18 protein-coding genes and 1 pseudogene are annotated in these 23,999 nt (G+C 44.1%); 6 read left to right on the top strand and 13 right to left on the bottom strand.

Annotation, left to right across the window (positions count from 1 at the left end; translation table 11 throughout):
• The first annotated feature begins 80 nt into the window (after nucleotides 1-80).
• Both KFE26_RS19050 and KFE26_RS19045 read left to right on the top strand, forming a co-directional pair.
• Nucleotides 81-1,028: an alpha/beta hydrolase gene (locus tag KFE26_RS19050; protein WP_212601365.1), complete on the top strand. Its 948-nt coding sequence runs from the start codon at nucleotides 81-83 to the stop codon at nucleotides 1,026-1,028.
• Nucleotides 1,029-1,282: 254 nt separating this feature from the next.
• Nucleotides 1,283-2,164 (top strand): LysR substrate-binding domain-containing protein, encoded by an 882-nt coding sequence (locus tag KFE26_RS19045; RefSeq protein WP_212601364.1) that lies wholly within the window; start codon nucleotides 1,283-1,285, stop codon nucleotides 2,162-2,164.
• Between the two features lie 595 nt (nucleotides 2,165-2,759).
• On the opposite strand, the gene KFE26_RS19040 is transcribed toward KFE26_RS19045, so the two are convergent.
• The 11 genes and pseudogenes from KFE26_RS19040 to modA all read right to left on the bottom strand — a co-directional run bounded on the left by KFE26_RS19040 (nucleotide 2,760) and on the right by modA (nucleotide 15,492).
• Nucleotides 2,760-3,230, bottom strand: a complete 471-nt coding sequence (locus KFE26_RS19040) for a hypothetical protein (protein WP_212601363.1) — start codon at nucleotides 3,228-3,230, stop codon at nucleotides 2,760-2,762.
• A gap of 10 nt (nucleotides 3,231-3,240) precedes the next feature.
• Nucleotides 3,241-3,906 carry a molecular chaperone gene (locus KFE26_RS19035; protein ID WP_212601362.1) on the bottom strand — a complete coding sequence of 222 codons (666 nt, stop codon included), beginning with the start codon at nucleotides 3,904-3,906 and terminating at the stop codon, nucleotides 3,241-3,243.
• A 61-nt stretch (nucleotides 3,907-3,967) separates the two neighbouring features.
• Entirely contained in the window at nucleotides 3,968-4,642 is a 675-nt protein-coding gene (locus tag KFE26_RS19030; RefSeq protein ID WP_212601361.1) for a DMSO/selenate family reductase complex B subunit, read from the bottom strand.
• Nucleotides 4,643-4,655: 13 nt separating this feature from the next.
• Entirely contained in the window at nucleotides 4,656-7,166 is a 2,511-nt protein-coding gene (locus tag KFE26_RS19025; protein ID WP_212601360.1) for a DMSO/selenate family reductase complex A subunit, read from the bottom strand.
• Between the two features lie 19 nt (nucleotides 7,167-7,185).
• Entirely contained in the window at nucleotides 7,186-9,174 is a 1,989-nt protein-coding gene (locus KFE26_RS19020) for an MtrB/PioB family decaheme-associated outer membrane protein (protein WP_212601359.1), read from the bottom strand.
• Between the two features lie 14 nt (nucleotides 9,175-9,188).
• On the bottom strand, nucleotides 9,189-10,115 hold the full coding sequence (locus KFE26_RS19015; RefSeq protein ID WP_409437992.1) for a DmsE family decaheme c-type cytochrome: 927 nt from the start codon (nucleotides 10,113-10,115) through the stop codon (nucleotides 9,189-9,191).
• Nucleotides 10,116-10,780: 665 nt separating this feature from the next.
• Nucleotides 10,781-11,527 carry a hypothetical protein gene (locus KFE26_RS19010; RefSeq protein ID WP_249195831.1) on the bottom strand — a complete coding sequence of 249 codons (747 nt, stop codon included), beginning with the start codon at nucleotides 11,525-11,527 and terminating at the stop codon, nucleotides 10,781-10,783.
• Between the two features lie 93 nt (nucleotides 11,528-11,620).
• Nucleotides 11,621-12,519: pseudogene (locus KFE26_RS19005) on the bottom strand (IS110 family transposase).
• A 378-nt stretch (nucleotides 12,520-12,897) separates the two neighbouring features.
• Nucleotides 12,898-13,983 carry a molybdenum ABC transporter ATP-binding protein ModC gene (gene modC, locus KFE26_RS19000; RefSeq protein ID WP_212601358.1) on the bottom strand — a complete coding sequence of 362 codons (1,086 nt, stop codon included), beginning with the start codon at nucleotides 13,981-13,983 and terminating at the stop codon, nucleotides 12,898-12,900.
• Complete coding sequence (gene modB, locus KFE26_RS18995) at nucleotides 13,977-14,699, bottom strand: molybdate ABC transporter permease subunit (RefSeq protein WP_212601357.1); 723 nt, start codon at nucleotides 14,697-14,699, stop codon at nucleotides 13,977-13,979. The genes modC and modB overlap by 7 nt, the downstream gene beginning before the upstream one ends.
• A gap of 1 nt (nucleotide 14,700) precedes the next feature.
• Complete coding sequence (modA, locus tag KFE26_RS18990) at nucleotides 14,701-15,492, bottom strand: molybdate ABC transporter substrate-binding protein (protein ID WP_212601356.1); 792 nt, start codon at nucleotides 15,490-15,492, stop codon at nucleotides 14,701-14,703.
• Nucleotides 15,493-15,963: 471 nt separating this feature from the next.
• Here modA and KFE26_RS18985 point away from each other — a divergent pair, with 471 nt between their 5' ends.
• The 4 genes from KFE26_RS18985 (at nucleotide 15,964) to KFE26_RS18970 (ending at nucleotide 21,938) form a co-directional block, all read left to right on the top strand.
• A complete protein-coding gene (locus tag KFE26_RS18985; RefSeq protein ID WP_212601355.1) occupies nucleotides 15,964-16,743 on the top strand; it encodes a TOBE domain-containing protein in 780 nt (259 codons plus the stop codon).
• 470 nt (nucleotides 16,744-17,213) lie between these two features.
• Nucleotides 17,214-18,446, top strand: coding sequence for an efflux RND transporter periplasmic adaptor subunit (locus KFE26_RS18980; RefSeq protein WP_212601354.1), 1,233 nt, complete (start codon nucleotides 17,214-17,216; stop codon nucleotides 18,444-18,446).
• A 2-nt stretch (nucleotides 18,447-18,448) separates the two neighbouring features.
• A complete protein-coding gene (locus tag KFE26_RS18975; RefSeq protein ID WP_212601353.1) occupies nucleotides 18,449-20,467 on the top strand; it encodes a MacB family efflux pump subunit in 2,019 nt (672 codons plus the stop codon).
• A 7-nt stretch (nucleotides 20,468-20,474) separates the two neighbouring features.
• Nucleotides 20,475-21,938 (top strand): efflux transporter outer membrane subunit, encoded by a 1,464-nt coding sequence (locus KFE26_RS18970; protein ID WP_212601352.1) that lies wholly within the window; start codon nucleotides 20,475-20,477, stop codon nucleotides 21,936-21,938.
• 145 nt (nucleotides 21,939-22,083) lie between these two features.
• On the opposite strand, the gene KFE26_RS18965 is transcribed toward KFE26_RS18970, so the two are convergent.
• Both KFE26_RS18965 and KFE26_RS18960 read right to left on the bottom strand, forming a co-directional pair.
• Nucleotides 22,084-23,226, bottom strand: coding sequence for a site-2 protease family protein (locus tag KFE26_RS18965; protein ID WP_168826794.1), 1,143 nt, complete (start codon nucleotides 23,224-23,226; stop codon nucleotides 22,084-22,086).
• A gap of 230 nt (nucleotides 23,227-23,456) precedes the next feature.
• Nucleotides 23,457-23,834, bottom strand: coding sequence for a DUF4144 family protein (locus KFE26_RS18960; protein WP_028759298.1), 378 nt, complete (start codon nucleotides 23,832-23,834; stop codon nucleotides 23,457-23,459).
• Nucleotides 23,835-23,999 lie beyond the last annotated feature (165 nt).

Below are 23,999 nucleotides of genomic sequence, written 5' to 3'. Positions count from 1 at the left end.
AAATAATATTTAATATCATACAATAAAGCCGTATTTAACTCATATAGCACTTAGCCGAAGTGCTCGAGAGGAAAATGATTATGCCGTTAGATCCACAAGTGGCCGAATTTTTAGCACAATTGCGCGATGCAGACGAGCCAGCCTATGAAGATATGACGCCAGTGCAGTCGCGCCGGATAGAAATGCACGAATTGCTTAAAAACAAAGCTAGCCGCCAGCTTGAGCCTGTTGCTACGATTGAGCATAGCTTTATTCCAGGGCCAACCGCCGATCTTCCTGTACGGATTTACCGGCCGAAAGGAGCGGATGTTAGCCAATTACAGCCAGCCCTGATTTTTATTCATGGCAGCGGTTGGATTGTGTCTAATATTGAAACCAATGACCATTTTAGCCGTGCATTAGCCAATCGAACGGGTTTAGTGGTAATTGCCATTAATTACCAAAAAGCCCCTGAACACCGGTTTCCCATTCCAATGGAAGACTGTTATGCATCAACATTATGGATATTTGAACATGCCACGTTACTTGGTTTGGATGCTAAGCGTATTGGTATTCTTGGGGATAGTGCTGGTGGTAATTTAGCGGCGGCAGTGACCTTAAAATTACGCGATGATAATGGCCCCAAATTAGCGTATCAAGTCCTTGTTTATCCTGCGGTGCAATATGGCTGGGAAACACCTTCTGCGATAGCGAATGCAGAGGGTTACCTCTTGCAGCAATCTAGTATGCGGTATTATTGGCATCACTATCTCAGTAGCGAAACGAATATTAACAATCCCTATTTTTCCCCCTTGAACGCCAAATCCCATCAAGATTTACCGCCTGCGTTGATATATACCGCAGAGTTTGACCCACTACGCGATGATGGCTATTTGTATGCTTGTAAGCTGAAGAACTGTAATGTTGCGGTAAAATATCAATGCTTTGATGGCATGATCCATGGATTTATTAAAATGTTAGGGAAATTTGAGCGAGCGGATGATTTTTTAAACCAATTAAATCATGATTTACTCGCGATTAAATTTTAATTTTCTTATGATTAAATATTTTTTAAAATGTTGGTTGTTAATCAAACATTTATTAGCTGTGCATTGATAATTACGTGCTGTGGAGGTCTGTAATGTTCAACTGTATTTATGACTGTTAAATTTTAATAGGCAGCTAAATGTGATGTTGTTCATAAGTTTTATTTTATTGTTAATTTAGATTTGTGCTTAGCCTTACACTTTTAACTTAATTGTAATGCTACTCTACAGTTAAGTTCTCAAAGGGGAGGGTAAGAGTGAATAATAATATCCCATTAAGGGCATTACAGATTTTTGAGTCTTGTGCAAGGCTGGAAAGTTGTTCACTTGCGGCAAATGAGTTATGCATTACTCAGAGTGCTGTATCGCAACAAATCAAATTACTTGAAGACTACTTTCTAGAACGACTATTTCATCGTAATGCAGGAAAGATCACCTTAACCGAATCTGGCCTTGAGCTAAGGCAACGATTAGCACCTGTTTTTTATGATCTAAATAGTGTTTGTGCTAGTTTAGTGCCCGATATGGGCAATGAAGTTAGAGTTCATTCATATACATCTTTAGCTGCGAGATGGCTAGTGCCAAAGATGGCGAAATTACGACGAGAGTATCCGGAGCTCAATATTAATGTTGGGATGTTCCAAGACGATATTGAAATGAGTGATATGATCGCAGATATTTTTATTGTGACTAGAGAGAGTCAGGATGGTTATACGATTATTCCGTTAGTAAAGGAAAAGCTAGTGGCATTTTGCAGTCCTTCATATTTTGATAAAAACCCTAATATCAGCATCGATAATCTTTTTCAACAGACGTTGTTATACTCCAAGCATAAAGACTACGGCGTTGATTGGGAATCGTGGTTTCGACATAATGAAATAAATGTTGGTTTGTTAAAAAATGTGATTATATTTAATCATAATATGCTCGCCGTGCAGGCTGCCATCTTTGGCCATGGTATTGTATTAGGATTGGAACAAACTTTACAGGTTGAGTTAGATTCAGGTAATTTGATTAAATTGGATTTACCTTATTGTTACTCTGGATATAACTATAATATTTCCTATAAGTCATCAAGAAAAAGAGACTTAAGAATAGTCAGAATTGTTGACTGGATTATCAAAGAGTTTTCATCTTAGTTAGTTAAAAATTAAAGTAATAGCTTTGGTTGTACTGGCTTAGTGAATTTTACCATCTAGTAAGAAGTGTAGACTTTATTCATGAAAATTAAGGGACTCTACAAAATACAAAGTTTTTAAGTGATACTTTGTTCTGAGTTCAGTCTGAGTTCAGTCTGAGTTCAGTCTGAGTTGATTTTAAGAGTGAAACATTAAAAACAGATAGATAAGTGACTGTTTATGCACATTGTGTTGCATAAGTTGAGTTTTGTATAAGTTTGTCACGATAATGCGCAAAACACATCGTTTAAGCGCTATAACTCGTGAAAACTGCACTTTAATGATAATTAAAGTGCATTGTTGTTTCTAATGAGAAATGTGCAGCGTTATTCACATAGTTTCTATAAAACTGGCCAAATTTTGCTGACCATATCTACGCGTTGAAGCAAGTTGCTGTTTAAGGAAAAATGTTTTAATACTGTATTTATTGAATCAGGACTCTTATTATCAATGCGTCCACTTCGTTAACTTTAAACCTCTATATAATGGCTAATTAAAACCGTATATTTGATAAAATACTTTTTCTTCATGTGGTTAGCGTGTGAAGTAATAATGGCTAATTAATGCCCATATTACGAGTGAATTGTCGACGCTCTAAGCGAAGCATCATTAGCTGATTTGATAATCTTTCAAGCATTGAACAAATAGACTCTGATGCTGAGTCTTTTTCTTTATAACTGATATATTGTTTTCGCCATACCTCCGCTAATGTAAATACAAGTTGCTCAACTTGTCCTACGGACTGTTGGGATAATTCTTTTATAAAAAGAAGCCTACAGCATTCAAAGAAACAATGAAGCACTACAATATCCGGTAGCACCTTTTCATTCATCGTTGCATCGAGCTCTAACCATTCAGGTTTTCCCTCAATAAATATGAGAGTTGACATGAAGTTTGTAACAGATCCTAAGCTAGTGCTACCGCAACATAGGCTTTGTAAACTCTCAAAAGGTGCGAGACTCAATTCTAGTCTATTCGCTAGTTGTGCTTTTAGCCATTGATTGCCAACTGCTCTTACAAGCGTCATTGTTTAACCTTTAGCGATAGAGTTTTACTGTTTGGGGAATAACATCTAATTTCTGACCAAGGTGGCCTAGAAAGACCCGAGCTAGTACAGCTGTCCCACGATAAAAGTCAGTTTTAGCATGAAGCTCTGCCAGTTCTAAACAGCGATCTGCCCATGGTAATAAGTGTTGCTGCAACAGTAATGTGCATACTCTAACCTTGTCTATATCATCAGGGTTTGCGACCAATTCATTCAGTAAATGTTGTAGTACTAATAATATTAGACCGATATGATCTACAGGTTCATTTCCTGGCAACGATAGTTCAATTCTATGGGTTTTATAAAAGCTTATGAGGTTCTGGGTTGAAGATTCATTGAGTAGTTGTCCTTCACTTGTGTAAACCGACCCCCAAGGTACAGCTTTAGGATCGCCTGGACCGAAATATAGTTGCCCATAGTCTAACTTAAGCTCAATCAACTGCGCTTCACAATCATCCCATTGCGCTAGATATCTCGCAAGAGCTTGTCTACCTAACTGTTCACGTTCTGTGAGCTCTAGTTCAGGCCATTGACTTGCTAATTTATCCCGCTTAAAACTGCTAATTAATGTCATACTGGGATACGAGTACAATATATTATGAAGTACTTTTGCTACCGCACTCCATATTTGGTAATCACTCGCGTTTATTGTTGACATAGTGCACCTTATTACAATTTATAGATAAAACGAGGGGCCCTAGGCACCCTCGTTTTCAATATTAAACTTCTGCGTGATTTAATACTTGGCCACTGCCACCAATTGGTTGACCATTTCGGTTAGCTTTGATGATCAAGTTAGGCGAAGTGATTGATGCCGATGGTAATGGTGCAATATGTCCATCACCTTCTCCATACTTAGCCTTCAAGTTCTCCATAGTGTCAAAATCCAATGCACGTAATGGACAAGAGTCAACACAGATAGGCTTTTTACCTTGAGCAAGCCGATCGCTGCAACCATCACATTTGGTCATCACTTTACGTTCTATATCAAGCTGTGGTGCATCATATGGGCAAGCTCTAGCACAGCTTTCACAACCAATACACAGTTCCGTTGCGATTTGCACCAATCCATCTTCACGACGTTTGTGCATAGCTCCTGTTGGACAAGCTTTTACGCAGACAGGTTCATTGCAATGATTACAGCCAATAGACATATAATAAGCAAAGACATTTTGCTCAAAACTACCATCACCATTTAGCGACCAACTACCACCACCATATTCATAAACACGGCGCCATATGATACCTGGTAAATTTGCTACACCGTTGTTGAGTACATCGTCTTTTACGCGGACTAGCCCTGTCATTCTGTCTTTGCAGGCGATATGACAAGTCTTGCAGCCAGTACATTTGCTGCTATCAAAATAGAAACCATATTGTGTTTGTTGTGTCATTTTAATTTACCCCTTACGCCTTGACGATCTGCACACGGTTAGTGTGTTGTGGGTTACCCTTTGCAAAAGGACTTGGTTGATAGCGTGTTAGCGTATTAATACAACCCCCAACATCAATTGGATGACCACTTCGTCCAATGCGCGCTATATCCGGCTGATACCAAGCTCCCTGTCCTAGAGCAACGACACCAGGAGCCACCCTTGGGGTAACACGTATAGGTAATTCAACGGTGCCACGATCATTCCACATTTGAACCTTATCACCGTTTCTTAAGCCGCGACTGTATGCATCTGCAGGGTTCATCCACACTGCATCTTCTGCGGCTTCACGCAACCATGGAACGTTATGATAACTTGAATGTGTACGTCCCTTTGTGTGATAGCCCATTAATTGAAGTGGGTAGTCATCCTTGGTGTCTTCATCGTCATAACCCTCCCACGTTGCTTGGTACATTGGTATTGCACTAATATAATCGCCTTTAACATTGGGATTAAATACCCAGTCTTTACCCTTTTGAGCCATGGATAATGAATAGATCTCAATCTTACCTGAGGGCGTACTCACCGCTTTACCATTGTTAATATAGCTATCTAGAGCAAGCACTGGTGTTTTGCTAAATGCGCGGAATACTCCAATTTGCTGAGCTTCGGTATAAGTCGAAGGGAATGTTGGCTGGGCATTAACATTACTACTATCAGTTCGAGTTTTTTGGTAGAGAGCCTCAAGCCAAGCAGCTTCATCTTTACCCTCTGTATATTCGGCCTCTTTACCTATTTTGGCTGCAATTAATCGGCCCATTTCAAACATTGAAATGCTTTCCCACATAGGTTTTACTGCGGCTTTCATTGCGACTAAATAGCCCATAATCCCAGAGGCATAACTGTCATTAACCAGATCATTTGACTCTAGCCAAGTGGTGTCAGGTAGTAAAATGTCCGCATAACGAGCACTGGCTGTCATCCAACAATCACACACGACTATTAGCTCACATTTAGTATCATCTTCCAGGATTTTAGCAGTACCATTACAATCTGAATGTTGGTTAATCAGCGCATTACTGTTAATAGCAAATACCGCTTTAATATCTGCACCGAGTGGGGTGTCCAAATCAGTTGTGCCACGGATCCCATCTTTGCGCGCAGTCATTTCATGACCACGTTCAATTGCTTCAGCCCAAGTGAAGAAGGAAATAGATTCTTTAACAGGATTGCTACCACCGCTCATACCCGCACGATTTAAGCTGCCTTGGTATGGTAAAGCTCCATTGCTGACGCCTGGTTGCCCCACTTTTCCTGTTAAAAAAGAAAGCATATAACAGGCACGCATAGCTTGTTCACCATTGGCGTGACGGTTTACACCTGCACCAGTGACAATAAATGGTGCTCTAGCATTCATAATCTTGCTGGCGATGGATTTAATATTTGCTTCTGATATTCCACAAATTTTAGCTGCCCAGGCGGGGGTTCTTGGGCCATTATCGACGAACTTACCTTCACCAAGAATGTAGTTGCGATAGTTGTCTTCAACGTCGATATAAGGCAAATATTGAGTCTTTTTAGGATCGCCACTTGCGGTAAATTCAGCAACAAGCTTTTCAAGAGAGGCCTTGTCAAATCCAACGCAGTACTTATCTAAAAATGCCTTGGAATGAGTATCTACCCATCCAGAGCTAATCATTTCATAGGCAATAGCTTCTGCAAATGCCGCATCGGTTCCAGGTCTAATCGGTAGCCACTGATTCTCTTTACCCGCCATTGAATCGGTATAGCGTGGATCAACCATAATGACTTCAAGGTTCGAGTTCGCCTCTAACGCCTTTAAGAAATCATATCCCTCACCTGAGCCGCTTTGACGCATTTCACTCGGGTTATAGCCTATACCAAGAAATAGATCGCTATCGTATAAAGCAGTTAAAGAAGAACCTGATGTACTGCCAAAACCTGTTGCTGCAGCCGCTTCATTTTGTTGTGCCCAAGAATAGTTGCCATAAATCTTAAGGAATCCACCATTAAGATTTAGTACACGGTCAAAACAAGCTGAACTAGCAAAACCATAATAGGCTCCTGTTCCATAATGCTTAAGGATAGACTTATTGCCATAACTACTGGCAATTCGCTGAATTTCGCTTGCAATGGTTGAAGCTGCTTCATCCCAAGTAATTGGAACAAATTTAGCCTCTCCTCGCTTACCAACACGCTTCATTGGTGTACGTAAACGATCTGGAGCATAAGTACGACTACGAAGTGAACGTCCACGGGCACAAGCTCGAATTTGATGATTGCCATATTCATCATTAGTTTCATGGTCAGCTTCAATACGCGTAATAACGCCATCACGACTAAAAACTTTAATAGGGCAATTTGAACCACAGTTAACAAGGCAGGATGACCAAGTTTGTATTTCATCACCTATCGGTGGCTTTGGTGGTACAACATCTACATCACTTGAGCCAGAATTACAGCCAGTGACTGTTGCTGCACAGCCCATAGCTGCACTTATTTTAAGAAAACTTCTGCGTTCCATTATCTTTACCTCTTCAGAATCAAGGCAGCAGGTAGCTGAAGGTAAACATCAGCAAATGCGCATTGTAGTTATGGTTAAGTTCTCCCAGAGTAATTACCCCTGGTATGCTATTGACGCCTGATTGGGCATAGTCCGTGTCGTAATAACGTTCGTACTGGTAACTCAATTTGAGACCTACACTCCCACTCAAGGCATAACGCCCATATAACTCAACACTGTGGTTATAGGCGTAATAATCTCCGTAAGGGTGCATTTCGGTGGTGGTGAGCAGAGTGTCGCTAGCGGAGTTAGCAAATAGATAATTTCCACCGACTGTCAGCCGATCATCTAGCAATCCACTATAGGTAAACCCAGCGCCCAAATTGATGAATTCATCGGCAATATCGCTATGCCAATCTGGGGAAGAAAACTGCTGGCTGCCAGCGATAGATGAATCTATCCATTGTTGTCCTGCCATTGCATAAAACTGCAATTGCTTGGATAGCTGTAAACCTAACTGAATGTCATAGCCATAATCCGTTGATTCAGTAAGACCAATGAGAGTTTTAGCGTAATCATCTTTTGCATAACGCCCGCTAAAATCGACTGTCATCCAATCTAATGGGGCATAATTAACTTTCAGCTCAAGCGCATTACGTTCACGGTCGGCAAGGTAAAATTTACGTAACAGTGGATTTTCTTCAATTGATGTTGCTTCTACTGTGTCATAGATCGAACCGGTACGTTTTTCATAGCGAGCCCCAAAATCAATTACAGTGTTAGGTAATGCTCGCATATTGAGCTTTGCCCAAAGTGCATCGTCATGGGTTTGCTCTCGTTCAAGATAACTACGTTCAACCTCTTTACGATCATATCCACCCATTAATCGATATTGGCTATTAATACGATAACTGGTGTGTAGTTTGTAATTTAGTCTTTCAATATCCATCGGAACATTTTGCTTAAATGCCCCACTTAAACTGTCAAACTCTAGCTGGGCAAAATCCCATACTGAGCTTTTGTTATCTCGGTCGCTATAATCTACCTGGCCATTCATACGCCAACGCGGTGTCAACATACTACTAAAACCCACTCGAGCATCTAAAGTATCAACCTGGCCATCCCAACTCTGCAATGGATTACCGTTCATTTGGATGAGTTCACCGTCTTGAATCATTCGTCCTGCTGCTACTCGGCCATTGATGGAACTTTGTTCCATTAAATATTGACCCGATAGTGATACTTGATGAGCATCATTATCTGGCGTTGCAGCATAGACATCAGGTAAATGAGGTAGGCTCAAATTATTAATATTGTTACGATAGAAACTGCCGTTATAGAGTAGCTCTCCCAACCAACTATCCCCCTCCATACTCAAACCTGCATTGAGATTCTCTGTATTAGCATCAACAGGTAAGGCGAAGTTAACTGGGCGAGGTGCTACTAAACTACTGCGACGGTTTCCTGTTTTTTGCTCATGGTCATAATTGATAAAAGCCTGTAGCACACTATATTGCGCCTCAAATCCCAATCCGATTTTTTCACGCTCAAGTTGCAGATCTAGCAGTCGAGTTGCATCACTAGGTAAGAGCATTCCATTGTTATGCCACAATTGAGTCTGAGCACGACTGTCATATTGAGTAAGGAGGTTATAATCAAGGCTGACGCCATAAAGCCCCGATTGACCCACATCGATATGCGCATAGCTATTATCTAACCCTAATTGATGTGCTTGAACATTGGCTTGATAACCTGCATGACGATAGCGTAAATCTGTACCTACTCCGGTGCGAATTCCATCACCAGCTTCACCCAGAGCATTACCTGAGTGAACATCGTCACTATCTGCCCAGCCAGCACTCAGTTGCACTTCACCTTGATAACCATGCTTACTGATACAACCTTTGCATTGATAGGCATCAAGCTTTATTCCTTGAACATTCGCTTTTTGTACCGAAAAATCTGCAGCATTAACACCTGTAGTTGCGGCAAGTAATCCAAGGGTAATTATATTAAGTTTAAAAGGCATGTCAGACTCCTTGTTCAACGGGCAAAATTGCTGCCGGCAGGGTGGTTGGAGCCATGGATTTGGCTATGGCAGTTAAGACAACCCATTCCACCACCAAAAGCATCTGTTCCAGGCTGAGTCACAACTCTGCTTGCATGGCCATCGTCGGCATGACACTGTTGGCATAGCTGAGGAACGCGTTGTTTAACTAATGCTTCATTCACACTGCCATGGGGGTTGTGGCAAGTAGAACAGTTTTCGGTAACCGGAGCATGTTCCCATAGGAAAGGACCACGTTTTTCAGCATGACAGCTATAACAAGTGTCATTGACAGAGGTCTTTTTTAATGCACTTTCATTGAATGAACCATGGGGATTATGACAATCGATGCAGGTCATTTCATTCCATTTTAATGGGTGAGATGAGCGCTTATTCATATCCGATTTTTCCTTGGTATGACAAGCTGTACAAACCTGATTTACTTGCAGCTTTTGCAACACGGGATCTTTTGCTGCATGAACTTGATGGCAGTCTGCACAGGCGATTTCTTCCATATTATGTAAGCTGCTGTGCCAACCACTTTTCTCAGTATTTTGGTGACAACCTAAACACACAGTATTTTGGCTTGGTGCCGGTAATTGGCTATCGTGTCCAAAAGTAATCATCGGCTCTTTGCCGCCTTTATTATGCTCACCTATTGGTCCATGACACGCTTCACATTGCAAGCCCGCCATTGGTGACTTTGCATTGTTGATATCACCATGTACTCCATCAAAAATAGCCATTACTGTCGTATTTTTTCGGTGACATATAAGGCATGAGTCTGCGCCTTTAGTTGAATATTTTCCTTCAGAAAATTTATCTATCAGTATTTTTTCTAATTGTTCTCCTGTTTGATGATTCGAAGAAATGTTTTGTGCTATTGCAGCTGGAGATAATATAAGAATAATATTAATTACCATCATCAATTTTATCATTTCATGCCATCTCATATTTGTGCCTTATTGTTAAAATGACTTTGCAACGAAAATATTATCGCCAAAGAATAGCATTAAAGTATGAGTGTTAATGTTTGTTAATAATTACACTGGAGATAAATGTGACGAGTATCTGGTAAATCGTTTTGATGTGCTTTTATTGGCATAAAATTATAAGTGAGAACTATTTCTATTATTTTAATGTGATTGAAAATAAATAGTTTTATTTTTTGCTGGGTTCATGTCACCTGGGTTGTTACTGAAATGTTTTTCAAGTGTTTTAATTGTGATTCTAATTTATTGTTTTCTAATTTGATTTTGGTCTCATATTTAACAATTAAAAAATTCATATTTAAAATTGGTCTGTTATTTGATTTTTAATAAATTTGGTGTGTTCCGTACGTTTATATACTGTTAAGTCATATTGTTCGCTTAATAAAGTGAATTCGACACATGTTAAACATGTAAAGCTAATAATATTAAATTTAAAATGATAAAGGTTGAGACTAGAGGGTAAAGTAGCATAGCGTTGTTAATTAAATTATTTTACGAAACACAATAGCTTCAAAAGTTGTTGGCTGATAACACTACTTGCTGGCGAACATACCGAGCTTGATGATTCTGCTACTTATTCGTTGTAATGTGGATATTCAAATCTTTTGTAGAGTAAGAGATTGTTCTGGTCGAATACCAGTGTTCACCGCAAACTCCATATAATCCATCAGTAACGCACTAATTTGGCGGGCTTTCTCTTTACGGCTGTTTTGCTCAAGCTTTACAACAGCATCGAATGCTTTGTCGTATTCCTCTGGTGAGAAATGCGCTCGCCGTTGTGACTCAGCACCTTTGGTAGATAGTGAGGGGACTTGTGCTGCCAGCATCCACTTACAGTCTACGGCTTCCTTAAACACTAGTTGCAGGGCTGCGTTGTGGTTCAGTAGCGTTGATTTTGCGGGTTCACGCCCGAGTCGCTCTACTCGCCATTTATCAAACTCTCGCAGCTTAGCGCTATCTATAGAGGTTATATAAGTGCGGTCGAAGAAGGGGATATGGTACTTACGTAATACCTGAATATAGGTCGTGAACTTGTGCTTTTTATCTTGGTCTTTGTCTTTATTTTTTTCCTTTTTGATAATATCTTCCATAGTTCTAATGGCTTTTTCAGCCACATCACGAAAGCGCTTGGAACTCACCAGCTGATTACGGTCTGCCATAAATTGGTATTCGATTTGAAGCCGATAGGCCATACCAATGGCTTTCTCTTTTCCTTTCTGCTTGGAGGCTTTAGAGTGCCACTTACCAGCCACTTTGATGCGGGCATTCCAACGCTCGCTGTTATCTTGTTTATAGACGTATAATTCGTCTGAAATGTCATGCCGTTCGACTTGTTTGCTCATGGTTTGATTCTGATACTATTTGCAAAGTTTGTACTTGTGTCGTAACTATATGAAAAGTAATAGTGATATTACAAGAGACTATTGCGTCAATAGCTAATTTCTCGCTTTTGGCGCTTCCCATAGGACACCGTCTCTCAACATCGAATTTAACGTCACCACCATCTTCCTAATACAGGCAATGATCGCCACTTTTTTAGGTTTCCCTGCGGCAACTAATCGCTGATAGGTGCTTTTAAAAACGGGGTTAGATTGTATGGCTGACATCATTGCCATATATAAAACCGTTCTCACTTGATGCCTTCCTCCTTGTATTTTTCGCATGCCTTTAAAGCGCCCGCTTTCTTTATTCATCGGTGTCACATCGACCAATGCGCTTGCTTCCTTGTTACTGATATAACCCAATTCTGGTAAGTTACTGATGATGGAAGCTGCGGCGATTTTACCTATGCTTTTCATACTCTGAAGGAGAGTATTTTTCGCTTGATAATCAGGGTTTGACTCAATGAGTTTAACGATTTTTATTTCAATCTTTTTAATCTGATTTTTAATCTGATTTTTGAACGCCGTTAAAATAGGTTTAATTGTCATTTCAAGTTCTTTTGGCAATATTTGAAGGCGGTTTTTTTCCATCGTCTGCATCATCAATAGTTGATTTCGTCTTGCGACTAAATCACTCATAGCACGCATTAAATCAGGTTTTAAGGTTGATAAGGTCGGCTTCATCGCTTCGCTGTAATGCGCTATAAGTTGCGCATCGAGCTTGTCAGTTTTTGCCCGTTGAACAATGGCACCTGCAAAGCGTTTTATGTGGACAGGGTTGGCGATGACAAAAGGTAAGTTTACCTCAGCGCAGGCCATAATGAAGGGCATTTCAAGACGACCTGTCGCTTCGATACAGTGAAATAGATATTGAGAGGGCGGATATAAATGTCAAGTTGAAACTTGCCAGTATCAACACCTACGTTAATGTTTTGATTAGAAGTTGTTTTCATAATAAGCTAACTCTTGCTTGCAAATGCGGGTTCGAGACCCAGTAGACTATTCGAGTATTTTTGCTTGGAGTCCTTTGCCGCGTTCTTTCTTGTTATCGGTCTCTCAATAGAGGAGCCAGCGTTCAATCGAACTACGACAAGGAAAGCTTTAGTTGCAGCTAAAGCCTGGGTCTCACATTACCCGAAACTGGAAATTATTTGTAATCAGGTGGGGTTATTATCCATGCAAGCGTTCTATTCAAAATCCCCCGCCCTTAAAAGCGTGCCAGTTCGAGTCTGGCCACTGGTACCAAATCCTTCTAATGAAGGAACTAAACCGACATAGCGTCGGTTTTTTTGTACCTGAAATTTGGTTTTCGAACGGTGCTCTAGGTTGAGCTAGTGGGATTCGGCGATATCCATTTGCGTCATAGTCACGCCTTTGATTTGTGCATAAATCGCTTTTCCATGAGTGAGTTGCAGTTCGTCGCAGGCCCAAGGGGTGATGTTGGCCCAAAGTTCATCGTGGCCAAGGGCGATTTTTAATTGGATTTGCTCGCCGTTATCACTGGGGTATAACTCTTTAATTTCTCCCTTTAGCAGGTTGCGGATACTCGATCCTTTGGGGATCTCAGTGCAAACCGAGACATGATTTGCCTGAATACGCACTTTGAGTTTCTTTGCCGTTTCAGCCAGATAGCCACTTACCCACAAATAGTTTCCATCATCCATCACGAGTCGAGTCATGGGGTAGTCGGGATGTCTGTCGGCGACCTTTGCACTGAGGAGTGAGCTGAGTTCCTGCAATGGCACCCAAGGGCGCATCTGCTCGCTATTCCACACTTCACTTAAGGCGCCTTGGGCAATCAATTTTCCCTGATGCAGCACCAGCATATAATCCGCCAGTTGTAAGATCTCATCTAGGCTGTGGCTCACATACACTATTGGCAGTTTTAGTTCCTGCGATAAGGTTTGCAAGTAGGGCAGTAACTCGCGTTTACGGGGTAAATCGAGTGATGCCAGCGGCTCATCCATCAGCAGCATGTCAGGTGATGTCAGCAGGGCACGGCCAATGGCAACCCGTTGTTTTTCACCGCCCGATAGCGTGCTGGGATAGCGACTGAGGAGTTTTTCAATCCCTAATAGTTGCACAATTCTATCGAACAAGACTGGGTTGGCTTTACGCACACCATAGTTGAGATTGCCCTTCACGCTATAGTGCGGGAACAGCCGTGCCTCTTGAAATACATAGCCAATATGGCGCTTTTCTGGGGGAAGGTTCACTTTGCCTTGTTGATAAAGCAGTTTGTCGCCGAGGCGGATTTCACCACAATCTGGGGTTGAAAGCCCACCGAGTAGGTTCACTAGTGAGGTCTTACCCGCACCCGATCGGCCAAAAACGGCTGTCACGCCTTGCAATGGCAATTGGGTATCGACTTTCAGTTGCAGTTGTCCGAGTCGTTTTTCAATATTGATTGTTAACATACGCTTGCCGTCCTCTGCAGGGCTTTTTTACTCAGCCATTGGGAGGCAAGTAAAGACGCGAGTGCGATAACGATCGAGATAATGCACAGACGCATGGCCTGATATTCTGCCCCTGGGGTTTCAATAAAAGAGTACATGGCGAGCGGAATCGTACGGGTTTCACCTGGGATATTAGAAACGAAGGTAATAGTCGAGCCAAATTCCCCTAGGCTGCGGGCAAAGGCGATAATCATGCCTGACACTATCCCTGGAGAGGTGAGCGGCAGTGTGATGGTGAGAAATACTCGCCATCGACTGCTACCTAAAGTGCGTGCGGCCTGCTCGAGTCGAATATCAACGGTTTCAAAGGATTGGCGTATGGCTCTGACCATCAGCGGGAATGACACTATCGCCGCCGCGAGGGCCGCACCGCGCCAACTAAAGCTAAAACTGATGCCAAACCAATTAAATAACCACTGGCCGATAAAACCTTGGCGGCCCATGCTGATTAGCAAGAGATAACCCACTACCACGGGCGGTAACACCAGTGGTAGATGGAGCACACTGTCAAATAGAGCCTTGCCAGGAAACTCGACTCTGGCCAGCACCCAAGCGCATAAAATGCCCAAGGGTAAACTGGCGATAACGGCAACGGATGACACCTTTAAACTGAGTAGTAGTGCGGCAATTTCATAGTCGCTTAAAAATGAGCCGCTTAACAAAGAACCACTCAGCACCCTAATTCACTCCAAAGCCATATTTCTCAAACACATTTTTTGCGCTTGGGCCCTGCAGATACTCATTGAACGCTTTGGCGCTTGTGGTCGATTCTTGTTTGACTAAGGCGATAGGGTATTCAATTGGGCTGTAACTCGTTTCTGGGAAGGTGCCAACGATTTTGATCTTTTGGGCGACTTTCGCATCGGTTGAATACACTATGCCAAGCGTCGCTTCACCCTGTTCAACCAAAGCGAGGGCGGCACGGACATTGTTAGCACGGGCGAGTAAGGGCTCAGCGGCTTGCCACAGCTTGAGGTTTTCGAGGGCTTGCTTGGCATATTGTCCAGCGGGTACATGATCAGGGTCGCCAACAGCCATACGACTGCCTTTTAATGCGGCTTTAATATCCCAATCGCCATTGAGCACGACTTCTGTGATGGGACTATTTTTCTCGGCAATCAAGACTAAGGTATTTTTTAACAAGGTTTTTCGGCTGTTAACATCGACCGCTTTAGCATCGACCAGATAATCCATCCACTTTTGATTCGCCGAGACAAACAGATCGGCGGGTGCACCATTGGCCACTTGTTTTGCCAGTGTTGAGGAAGAGGCGAAGGAGAATATCACCTTAGTATTGTGTTCTTTTTCATATTGCTGGCCGATTTCGTTAAGGGCATTGGTGAGCGATGCTGCTGCAAAAACAGTCACTTGCTCATTGTCTGCCGCAAAAATTGGGCTAGATGTCAGTACCATTGTGAATAATGAAGCCGTGGTAAAACGCAGTAATTGCTTAAGGTAAATGGATTTCATTGTGTTCCTCCGTGATAAAAAGAGATCGTTATATACCAATCTATATATCGATCATTCAAGCCCTAAGCAATCAATTAGTGATCTGTGTGCGGTTTCTTGCGGATTAATGGCATTATACCAATTGTATTAAATATCTGTTCATTCAGCGGGAATTCAACGCGCTTTAGACAAGGCGAAGGCTTGAAGGCATAGTGGTGCTCTGTCGAAAGCCTTGAACGCAGTATAAAGCGCGTTGAAACCCGCCCTTCGGGAGCCTCACAGGCATCCCACTCCCGTGTTGCATTGACTTAAAAGGGAATAACCATTTCTGCGTCAATGCGCCTCGGATTGAAATACCTGTGAGGCTCTGAACTGATTAGATATTTAATGTGATTGGTATTAATCCGCTGAAATATCTCGGCAATCTTATTGGTATCCTCAAGACGATGAAGGACAATAGGACTCAAGTCAGACTTGGGTGCTGGATAAACGATGGATTTACATGCATTACTTACGCTTTCCCTCGGGGATAAGCCCTTCGCCAATCCTAGGCGGATAAGCCTGCTTGAGCAGGTCGCCAACACAGGCTCGATCAGCCAAGGCGCCAAGCTTGCGGGGATCAGTTATAAAGCGGCGTGGGACGCGATCAATGAGATGAACACCGCCATGCCCGAACCCGTAGTGTGTAGCGAAAAGGGCGGCAAAGGCGGTGGCGGCGCTAAACTCACCGAATTTGGCGAACGGTTGCTTAAGGTGTATTCCATCACCTCCCAAGTACAAGAAATGGCTTTGGCTGCCTTGCTCGATGAGTCCGTCGATATGCACAGTTTATTGGATGTGATGGCGCATTTCTCTCTCAACACCAGCGCCCGCAATCAGTTAACGGGGCGTATCAATAGCATTGATTCATTTGGATTAAATGACAACATCAGCGTGACTTTAGCGGGCGGACAACAGATTCAGATTTCAGTGACCCATTCGAGCCGCGAGCGCTTACAGTTAGCCTTAGATAAATCCGTATTGTTACTGTTTAAAGCCCCCGCGGTACGGGCGACGACACATGCCTGTGAACTGGATGGGCAAAATTGCCTCAGCGGCCGTTTGCTGAGTGTGACTGAGCTTGGCGATAAGGCCGAATTAGCCATAGATATTAATGGTAAAGACATCATCTATTCAGTGATGCCACTCACCCAAATGCAGAGTTTGGCTGTCGGCGAGCCATGTTTTGCCTGTTTTGATGCCACGCAGGTGATCCTCGCCAGCATGAATTAGTCGAATTGAGTGATTGATTCGATTAATCATTGGGTTATTCACTGAGAATGGCCAGTACTTGGCGTGAATGTTTCGTAGCGGGTTGGTCGTTTTTGTATTTAAATCGACATCAAAGTCATAAGGCTTCACCCCACGACGTTGATTTTTTCTTGAAAAAGAATCAAATGAAGTCTGCATCTAGATTCGTTTGAATGTCTGAACTACCACAAGTGGCACAGTCATAGAATGTAGACCCCAACAATTTATCACCTGACGATTTGATAACGCACTAAATTGGCATGGCAGTCTAAGCACCACTCAATCATGCTTTCCTTGTCAATTTCTACACAGATATTTGCAAATCTTTACCTGTTAACGACACTTCCTTCGTCTACTGTCTTTGGCTAACTCTATATACTGTTGGAACAATTTCAGTTCCTTAGCAAGATGAATGCTTGCTGTCTTTAGCATTGATGGACACGACAATACCGATGAAAAAATCCTCAAAGCGTAAATTGCTGCTCGCGTTAAGCGGCTTAATCCTCCTGAGTGGCGGTGCTTATTTTATGTGGCATAAGCCTGAAATGGCACCTACCTATGTGACTGAAGCTGTGCGCCGTGGCGATATCGAAAACTCAGTACTTGCCAATGGCATGTTGCAGGCATCCAAACTGGTGAGTGTGGGCGCACAGGTATCGGGGCAAATCTTAAGTTTGCCGCTGGCACTGGGTGATGAAGTAAAGAAAGGCGATTTGATTGCTCAGATTGATAGCCTAGCGCAGCAGAATAATTTGAAGGATGCCCTCGCATCACTCAAGAGTATCAATGCTCAGTTCCGTGCTAAACAGGCGCAGATCCGCCAAGCTAAATTGGAATTTAGCCGCCAGCAGCAAATGCTTGCCGATAAGGCCAGTTCTCGTGCCGATTATGAAGTGGCCGATGCTAATCTAACGGTTTATCAAGCCGAGCTTGAGCAATTAGAAGCGCAAAAACAACAGGCTGAGATTAACGTCGACAGTGCCAGAATCGATTTAGGTTATACCAAAATTACCGCGCCGATGGATGGCACTGTGGTGTATTCCGCGGTAGAAGTGGGGCAAACCGTTAACGCTAATCAAACAACACCGACCATAGTTGAAATGGCGCAGCTGGATACCATGACAGTTAAAGCGCAGATTTCCGAAGCCGATGTTGTCAATGTCCATCCGGGTCAAGCCGTGTATTTCACTGTCCTTGGAAAACCGAATCATCCCTACCGTGGCGTTTTGAGGGCGATTGAGCCTGGGCCGATTTCGATGGATGGCGACGATAGCAATATGAGCTCTAGCGACTCAGACGCCATTTATTACCATGGTCTGTTTGATGTAGAAAACCCTGACCGCACCTTGCGTATCGGCATGACGGCGCAGGTGTCCATAGTGTTAGCTAAGGCCGATGATGCGCTATTAGTGCCTGCGCAGATATTGCGTATAAAGCCGAGGGAGAAATCCGCGGTGCCAGAGGCTAAGTCTGTCGAGCGTAAAGCCCGCAGCGGCCCGCAATATCAAGTGCCTGTGTTAGTTGATAACCAAGTGCAATATGTGGATGTCACTGTGGGGATTAACAACAAAATCAATGCTGAAATCACCGCGGGTTTGAAGGAAGGCGATCAGGTTGTGCTTGGCATGCCGTCTTCCGATGATGGCAGCAGTAAATTACGTCGCCCACCTAGCGTGAGGTTTTAACAGTGACAACGGCATTACTTGAAATTTCAGGTTGTTATCGCACTTTTCAGGCGGGTGAGCAGCAACTCACTGTGCTGAAAGATGTGAACTTGTCGATTGGCCGTGGCGAGATGGTGGCGATAGTAGGTGCTTCTGGCTCGGGTAAATCGACCCTAATGAACATTCTTGGTTGTTTAGATAAGCCGTCAAAGGGCGCGTATTTTATCAACGGCCAAGATACCTCGACTATGGACGTTGATGAGTTAGCGCAGCTGCGCCGCGAGCACTTTGGTTTTATCTTTCAGCGTTATCATTTACTGGGCGATTTGACCGCCATAGGCAACGTCGAAGTACCTGCTGTGTATGCGGGTAAAGAACGCACGGTTCGTAAAGACAGGGCCGAGCATTTGTTAACGCGTTTAGGCCTTGGCGACAGGTTTGACCATAAACCCAATCAGCTCAGTGGCGGACAGCAGCAGCGGGTCAGTGTGGCGCGCGCTTTGATGAATGGCGGTGATGTGATCCTTGCCGATGAGCCGACTGGTGCATTGGATAGTCACAGCGGCGAAGAAATGATGCAGTTGTTGCAGGAGCTTCACAGCGACGGTCATACCATCATTATCGTGACCCACGATATGCATGTGGCCCAATATGCCGACCGCATTATCGAAATCAAAGACGGCGTGATCATCAGCGATGAGCGCAGTCAGGATAAACAAACGGCTAAGCCACAAAGCTCGACGTCGCAAAGCTCAACATTACAAAATACGGCGTCACAAAAGCCTAACGGTGCAGTGGCAGCAAAAGATGGCTCGCGTGCGCGGGTGGCTTCGTGGGACAGATATGTCGAAGCGCTTAAAATGGCGCTGGTGGCAATGTCGACCCACAGGTTACGTACTTTCTTGACTATGCTCGGGATTATTATCGGTATCGCCTCTGTGGTTTCTGTGGTGGCCTTAGGTGAAGGCTCGCAGCAGGCCATTCTCAAAAGTATCAGTTCGATGGGAACTAACACGATTGATATTCGCCCTGGTTCAGGTTTTGGCGATAGACGCTCGGCGCGGGTGCGCACCTTAACCGCAACGGACGCCAATGCCCTTAAAAATCTGCCCTATGTTGATAGCGTGACGCCAAGCATTGGCTCTACTGCAACGGTTCGTTTTGGTAATAAAGCGGTATCGGCATCGGTGAATGGTGTGGGACCTGAGTTTTTCCGTGTAAGAGGGTACGAGTTAGCGCAGGGCCAATTTTGGGATGATGCCAGTGTCGCATCGCTCGCCCAAGATGCGGTGATTGATGACAACACCCGTAAGGAGCTTTTCCCTAACAGTGCTGCCGACAATAACTCGGCGATAGGGCAAGTGATTTTCCTCGGAGATTTACCCGTACGTATCATAGGTGTGACTCAACCCAAAGAAAGTGCTTTTGGTAACAGCGATGCGCTTAATGTGTGGGTGCCTTACACCACAGTTTCTGGCCGTATGGTGGGTAAAAATTATTTGGATGGCATTACCGTTCGACTCGATGAAACTGTGCCGAGTAACGCGGCGGAGCAGGGCATTATCGCGCTGCTTAAAATGCGCCACGGCACGCAAGATTTCTTCACCATCAATACCGATACCATTAGGCAGAACATCGAAAAAACCACAGCAACCATGACCTTACTGATCTCGGCTATCGCGGTGATTTCCCTTGTCGTTGGCGGAATTGGGGTGATGAACATTATGTTAGTGTCTGTGACTGAGCGGACCCGTGAAATCGGTGTTCGTATGGCGGTGGGTGCGCGCCAGAGTGATATTTTGCGCCAGTTCCTTATCGAAGCCATTTTAGTGTGTTTGTGTGGGGGCACCTTAGGCATCGCCTTGTCCTACTTAATTGGCGTGGTGTTTGCTCAAACGGGGGGCAGTTTCCAAATGATTTATTCCACCACCTCCATCGTTGCTGCCTTTGCCTGCTCGACCTTAATTGGTGTGCTATTTGGTTTCTTACCCGCCCGCAATGCGGCGCAGTTAGATCCCGTTGATGCACTAGCCAGAGAGTAATAACACCATGAATACTAAACTTTTTAATCAGCCATTTTCGCTTCGTAGCAGTACTATTGCTGTTTGCACGGCTTTGGGACCAGCTCTGTGCATAGCCCTGTTGAGTGGTTGTGGCAGTGTTATGCGTTCAGACTTTGAACCACCTGCACTGGCTATTCCCGAACAGTGGCAAAACACCACAGTGAATGAGCAAGTAAAAGTCGACCCTTGGTGGCAGCAGTTTCATCAGCCCGAGCTCGATAAGCTGGTCAGTCAAGTGTTGAGCACTAACAATGACTTAACCCTAGCGACCTTAACGCTGCGTAAGGCACGCTTGCAGGCAGGACTAACGCGGGATGATCTATACCCACAGTTATCGGCAAACCTTGACGCTTCCCGTAATCAGCCACTTGAGGGTGGCGATGCGACTAAGAGTTATCAAGCAAAATTGTCCGTGAGTTATGAGGTGGATTTGTGGGGCAAAGTGTCGGCCAATATCGACCAAGCTCAATGGGCGGCGCTGGCGAGCGCCGAAGATAGAGAAAGTACCACCCAAAGCCTAGTGGCGACCACTGCATCCTTGTATTGGCAGATAGGTTATTTAAATCAACGGATTGATTTAAGCCAAAAGAGTATCGAGTACAGTCAGCAAACGCTGGCATTAACCCAAAGGCAGTATGATTCTGGGGCCGTGACGCAAGTGAATGTGCTTGAAGCTCAGCGCAGTATGGCGGGACAAGAGGCTGCCCATAGCCAGCTTATTCAGCAATTAACTGTGGCTAAAAATGCCCTCGCGATATTACTCAATCAGACTCCTGCAGCTGTTCCTGCGCAGAGTTTAGCCTCAGGCGAAACTTGGGTTGAGATTAAGCAACTCCCCGACGTAGCAGTACCTGATGTTAGCGTGGGTGTACCCGCAGATTTATTAGTGAGACGGCCAGATGTGAAGGCCTCCTTGTATCAACTGCGCTCCGCCTTGGCGAGTAAAGATGCGACCTATGCGAGTTATTTCCCAAGCCTGAGTTTAACCGGCGGTGTTGGGGAGTCGACCTCTGAGTTAAAAGAGTTGTTACGTAATCCCGTTGGCAGTTTAGGCGCAGGGCTAGTCTTGCCCTTTTTGCAGTGGAATCAAATGCAAATCAATAACGACATTGCCGATATCAATTATCAAACTGCAGTGGTGAATTATCGCAAGACGCTTTATTCCGCCTTTGAAGATGTCGATAACGCGATTTCGGCTAAGCAGCAATATCGTTATCAAGGGGAGAAGTTGGCACAGCAATTTAGCGCAGCGGCGGCCGTTGAAGCCATTTATGAGAGCCAGTACCGCAATGGCGCTATCGGTATTCAGAATTGGATTGATGCCCAAGAGAACCGTCGCAGCGCCGAGGCGGCTTTACTCGAGAATCGCTATAACCAACTCACCGCCCAAGCGACACTTTATCAAGCCCTTGGTGGCAGTGATATTGCCCCGCCTTTGGCAAAGGAATAGCGCATTTTTGTAAAAGCATCACAGCGCGACAGAAAAATAAAAAACCGCTATTAATAGCGTTTTTTTGTATTGCATCACTCTGGACAAGTGCAAGTGTAAGCACTCGTGCTAGTGCCTTTGCGCCGCGTTTAGCCGTTAAGCAGAATTAGCTGCGTAATATTTGCAGCGGCAGACTGAGCATATCATCGCCGGTTCCGGCTAAGTGCCAGATGATGCCGACTAAGGCACCAACCGTGAGCAAGTACCAAATAACCGAGAAGATTTGCCCGTATCTGTCTAATGGCAGCAGGTGGCTTTGATGGCGAGTGCGCCACTCGAAGATGATTTCTAAGCTACCGATCAACAGCAAGAAGCCCAATAGCGCTAAGCCTAAGGTGTAGCTGATATACACACCAAAAGCGGCACCAGCGGCGCAGGCGACCAAGCCCATAATGCTGTTCATCGAAAAGCTGATGCTCTTTAAAATATGGCCGCCATCGAGTGGCAGAATAGGCAATAAATTAAATAGGTTAAGCAGCGCATTAAAGGCGGCAAGGCCAGCAAAAAACACATTGCCCGTTGCGTGGTAAGCAATCAAGGAAGCGATGGACATCAAGAGCCCAAAGGTCGGTCCCATGATAGAAATCACCACATCTTGCCAACGCGTATTAATTTTCTCATCGGAGAGCGCGAGTCCGCCCATAAAGGGAATAAGGTAAATCCCTTTGGTCTTCATCCCAAAATATTTCATTGCGCGAATATGGCCATATTCGTGAAATACCAAACAGGCGATAAGTGCGAGGGCGAATTGGAAGGAGAATAGCCAAGAGTAAGCGGCAACACTGGCGCCCGCTAACACTACCTTTATGACTTTAGCGCTTTTTAACAGCTTAAAGCCGAGGGAGGCGAGTCCTATCATGCTGATTTTTTGCTGTTTAACGATGGGCGTTTCTGGTGTTTGGCGTTCGATATCTTTCTCTGTCCGTCGCCCTTGGTCGATAATCTTGTCATCCATCAGCAAGCAGTAATCGAGGCGGAAAGGCTGCCAAACGAGATCGGTTTCGAGGCGAACTTGGATTTTAGCTTCTGTTATGGCGATGGCTTGCTCACCACTTTCTGTCACCAATGGGCTGCTGTGGTGGGTGAGCTCAAAGACATGGACTTTAAGGCCGCCATTATCGACGGAAGCTTCTTTTTGTGAGACTAAGGTGTTGTCCCAGTAGAGTTGTTGCCAGCCCGCGAGCGAGCCTTCTAAGCGCAGTTGTTTGCCTAAGCAGTCAATCTTAAGTAGTTCCAATTTCGGTTCCATCTGTTTGTATATTTAGTGCCAACTTAAACGTCATCCCTTGAGTCGACGCAGAAAACGGTTATTTTGGAGTGCATCTTAAGCGCTTTACCGTCTGGCTTAGCGCTGTTACACCGTGGCAAATTATGCCTGTGAATTGATTATGAGGATATTAGCTTTTAAGGTCATGTTGTTTTTATTGATTAACTGAGTCATTGATAGCCATTTATTATGGCTTATCATGTGTTTGCTGTTTATTCATCGAGGGTACGAACAATTTCGATGCCTTGGGCAATTGTCGTGAAAGCCAGTTTAGCAACACAACATTGTCCTAGTGCTTGGGCATGATTTTGAACCCATTTGATAAATTCATTGAGTGGCAAATCCTGTTTTTGGCGCAGTAATCGAGGTAATTCGCCAACAGGATCTTCATGGATTTTTTGTGGACAGGCACTGATAAGGTATCGCTGCCCTTTGGAGTCTAATAATTGATCGGTTTCGATGAAGTGATGCTGATAGAGACAGGCCAGTTCGAGCCAATCTCTTTGATGTTCTAGGTAAAGTAATTCGTCATTTTGAGTCAGTTTTACAATCGCTGGCCATTCAATACTCGACATCTTAACGCTAGTCATTTCAGATCCTTAGGAAGTTTAAAATGGGCTCTGAGGTATTCTCTGAGATCAATCGGCGGCAGTAGACAAGGATTAGGATTTAGCAAGAAGGTGACTTGGCATACTGCTGCGTGCGTTTATCTGTGAGCAGTATGCCACGCTTGGAGAAGATAGATAGAGGCCAGA

It is taken from the genome of Shewanella sp. M16, from assembly GCF_018224605.1.
Lineage (GTDB): Bacteria > Pseudomonadota > Gammaproteobacteria > Enterobacterales > Shewanellaceae > Shewanella > Shewanella oncorhynchi.
Note: the sequence above shows the minus strand (reverse complement) of the source record. Positions and strands in the feature narration are given on the sequence as shown.

What these genes read in the sequence shown, in the direction of transcription:
- KFE26_RS19050 (WP_212601365.1), top strand. Translation starts at nt 81, where the DNA reads ATGCCGTTAGATCCACAAGTGGCCGAATTTTTAGCACAATTGCGCGAT.
- KFE26_RS19040 (WP_212601363.1), bottom strand. Translation starts at nt 3,230, where the DNA reads ATGACGCTTGTAAGAGCAGTTGGCAATCAATGGCTAAAAGCACAACTA.
- KFE26_RS19035 (WP_212601362.1), bottom strand. Translation starts at nt 3,906, where the DNA reads ATGTCAACAATAAACGCGAGTGATTACCAAATATGGAGTGCGGTAGCA.
- KFE26_RS19030 (WP_212601361.1), bottom strand. Translation starts at nt 4,642, where the DNA reads ATGACACAACAAACACAATATGGTTTCTATTTTGATAGCAGCAAATGT.
- KFE26_RS19025 (WP_212601360.1), bottom strand. Translation starts at nt 7,166, where the DNA reads ATGGAACGCAGAAGTTTTCTTAAAATAAGTGCAGCTATGGGCTGTGCA.
- KFE26_RS19020 (WP_212601359.1), bottom strand. Translation starts at nt 9,174, where the DNA reads ATGCCTTTTAAACTTAATATAATTACCCTTGGATTACTTGCCGCAACT.
- KFE26_RS19015 (WP_409437992.1), bottom strand. Translation starts at nt 10,115, where the DNA reads ATGGTAATTAATATTATTCTTATATTATCTCCAGCTGCAATAGCACAA.
- KFE26_RS19010 (WP_249195831.1), bottom strand. Translation starts at nt 11,527, where the DNA reads ATGAGCAAACAAGTCGAACGGCATGACATTTCAGACGAATTATACGTC.
- modC (WP_212601358.1), bottom strand. Translation starts at nt 13,983, where the DNA reads ATGTTAACAATCAATATTGAAAAACGACTCGGACAACTGCAACTGAAA.
- modA (WP_212601356.1), bottom strand. Translation starts at nt 15,492, where the DNA reads ATGAAATCCATTTACCTTAAGCAATTACTGCGTTTTACCACGGCTTCA.
- KFE26_RS18985 (WP_212601355.1), top strand. Translation starts at nt 15,964, where the DNA reads ATGGATTTACATGCATTACTTACGCTTTCCCTCGGGGATAAGCCCTTC.
- KFE26_RS18980 (WP_212601354.1), top strand. Translation starts at nt 17,214, where the DNA reads ATGAAAAAATCCTCAAAGCGTAAATTGCTGCTCGCGTTAAGCGGCTTA.
- KFE26_RS18970 (WP_212601352.1), top strand. Translation starts at nt 20,475, where the DNA reads ATGAATACTAAACTTTTTAATCAGCCATTTTCGCTTCGTAGCAGTACT.
- KFE26_RS18965 (WP_168826794.1), bottom strand. Translation starts at nt 23,226, where the DNA reads ATGGAACCGAAATTGGAACTACTTAAGATTGACTGCTTAGGCAAACAA.
- KFE26_RS18960 (WP_028759298.1), bottom strand. Translation starts at nt 23,834, where the DNA reads ATGACTAGCGTTAAGATGTCGAGTATTGAATGGCCAGCGATTGTAAAA.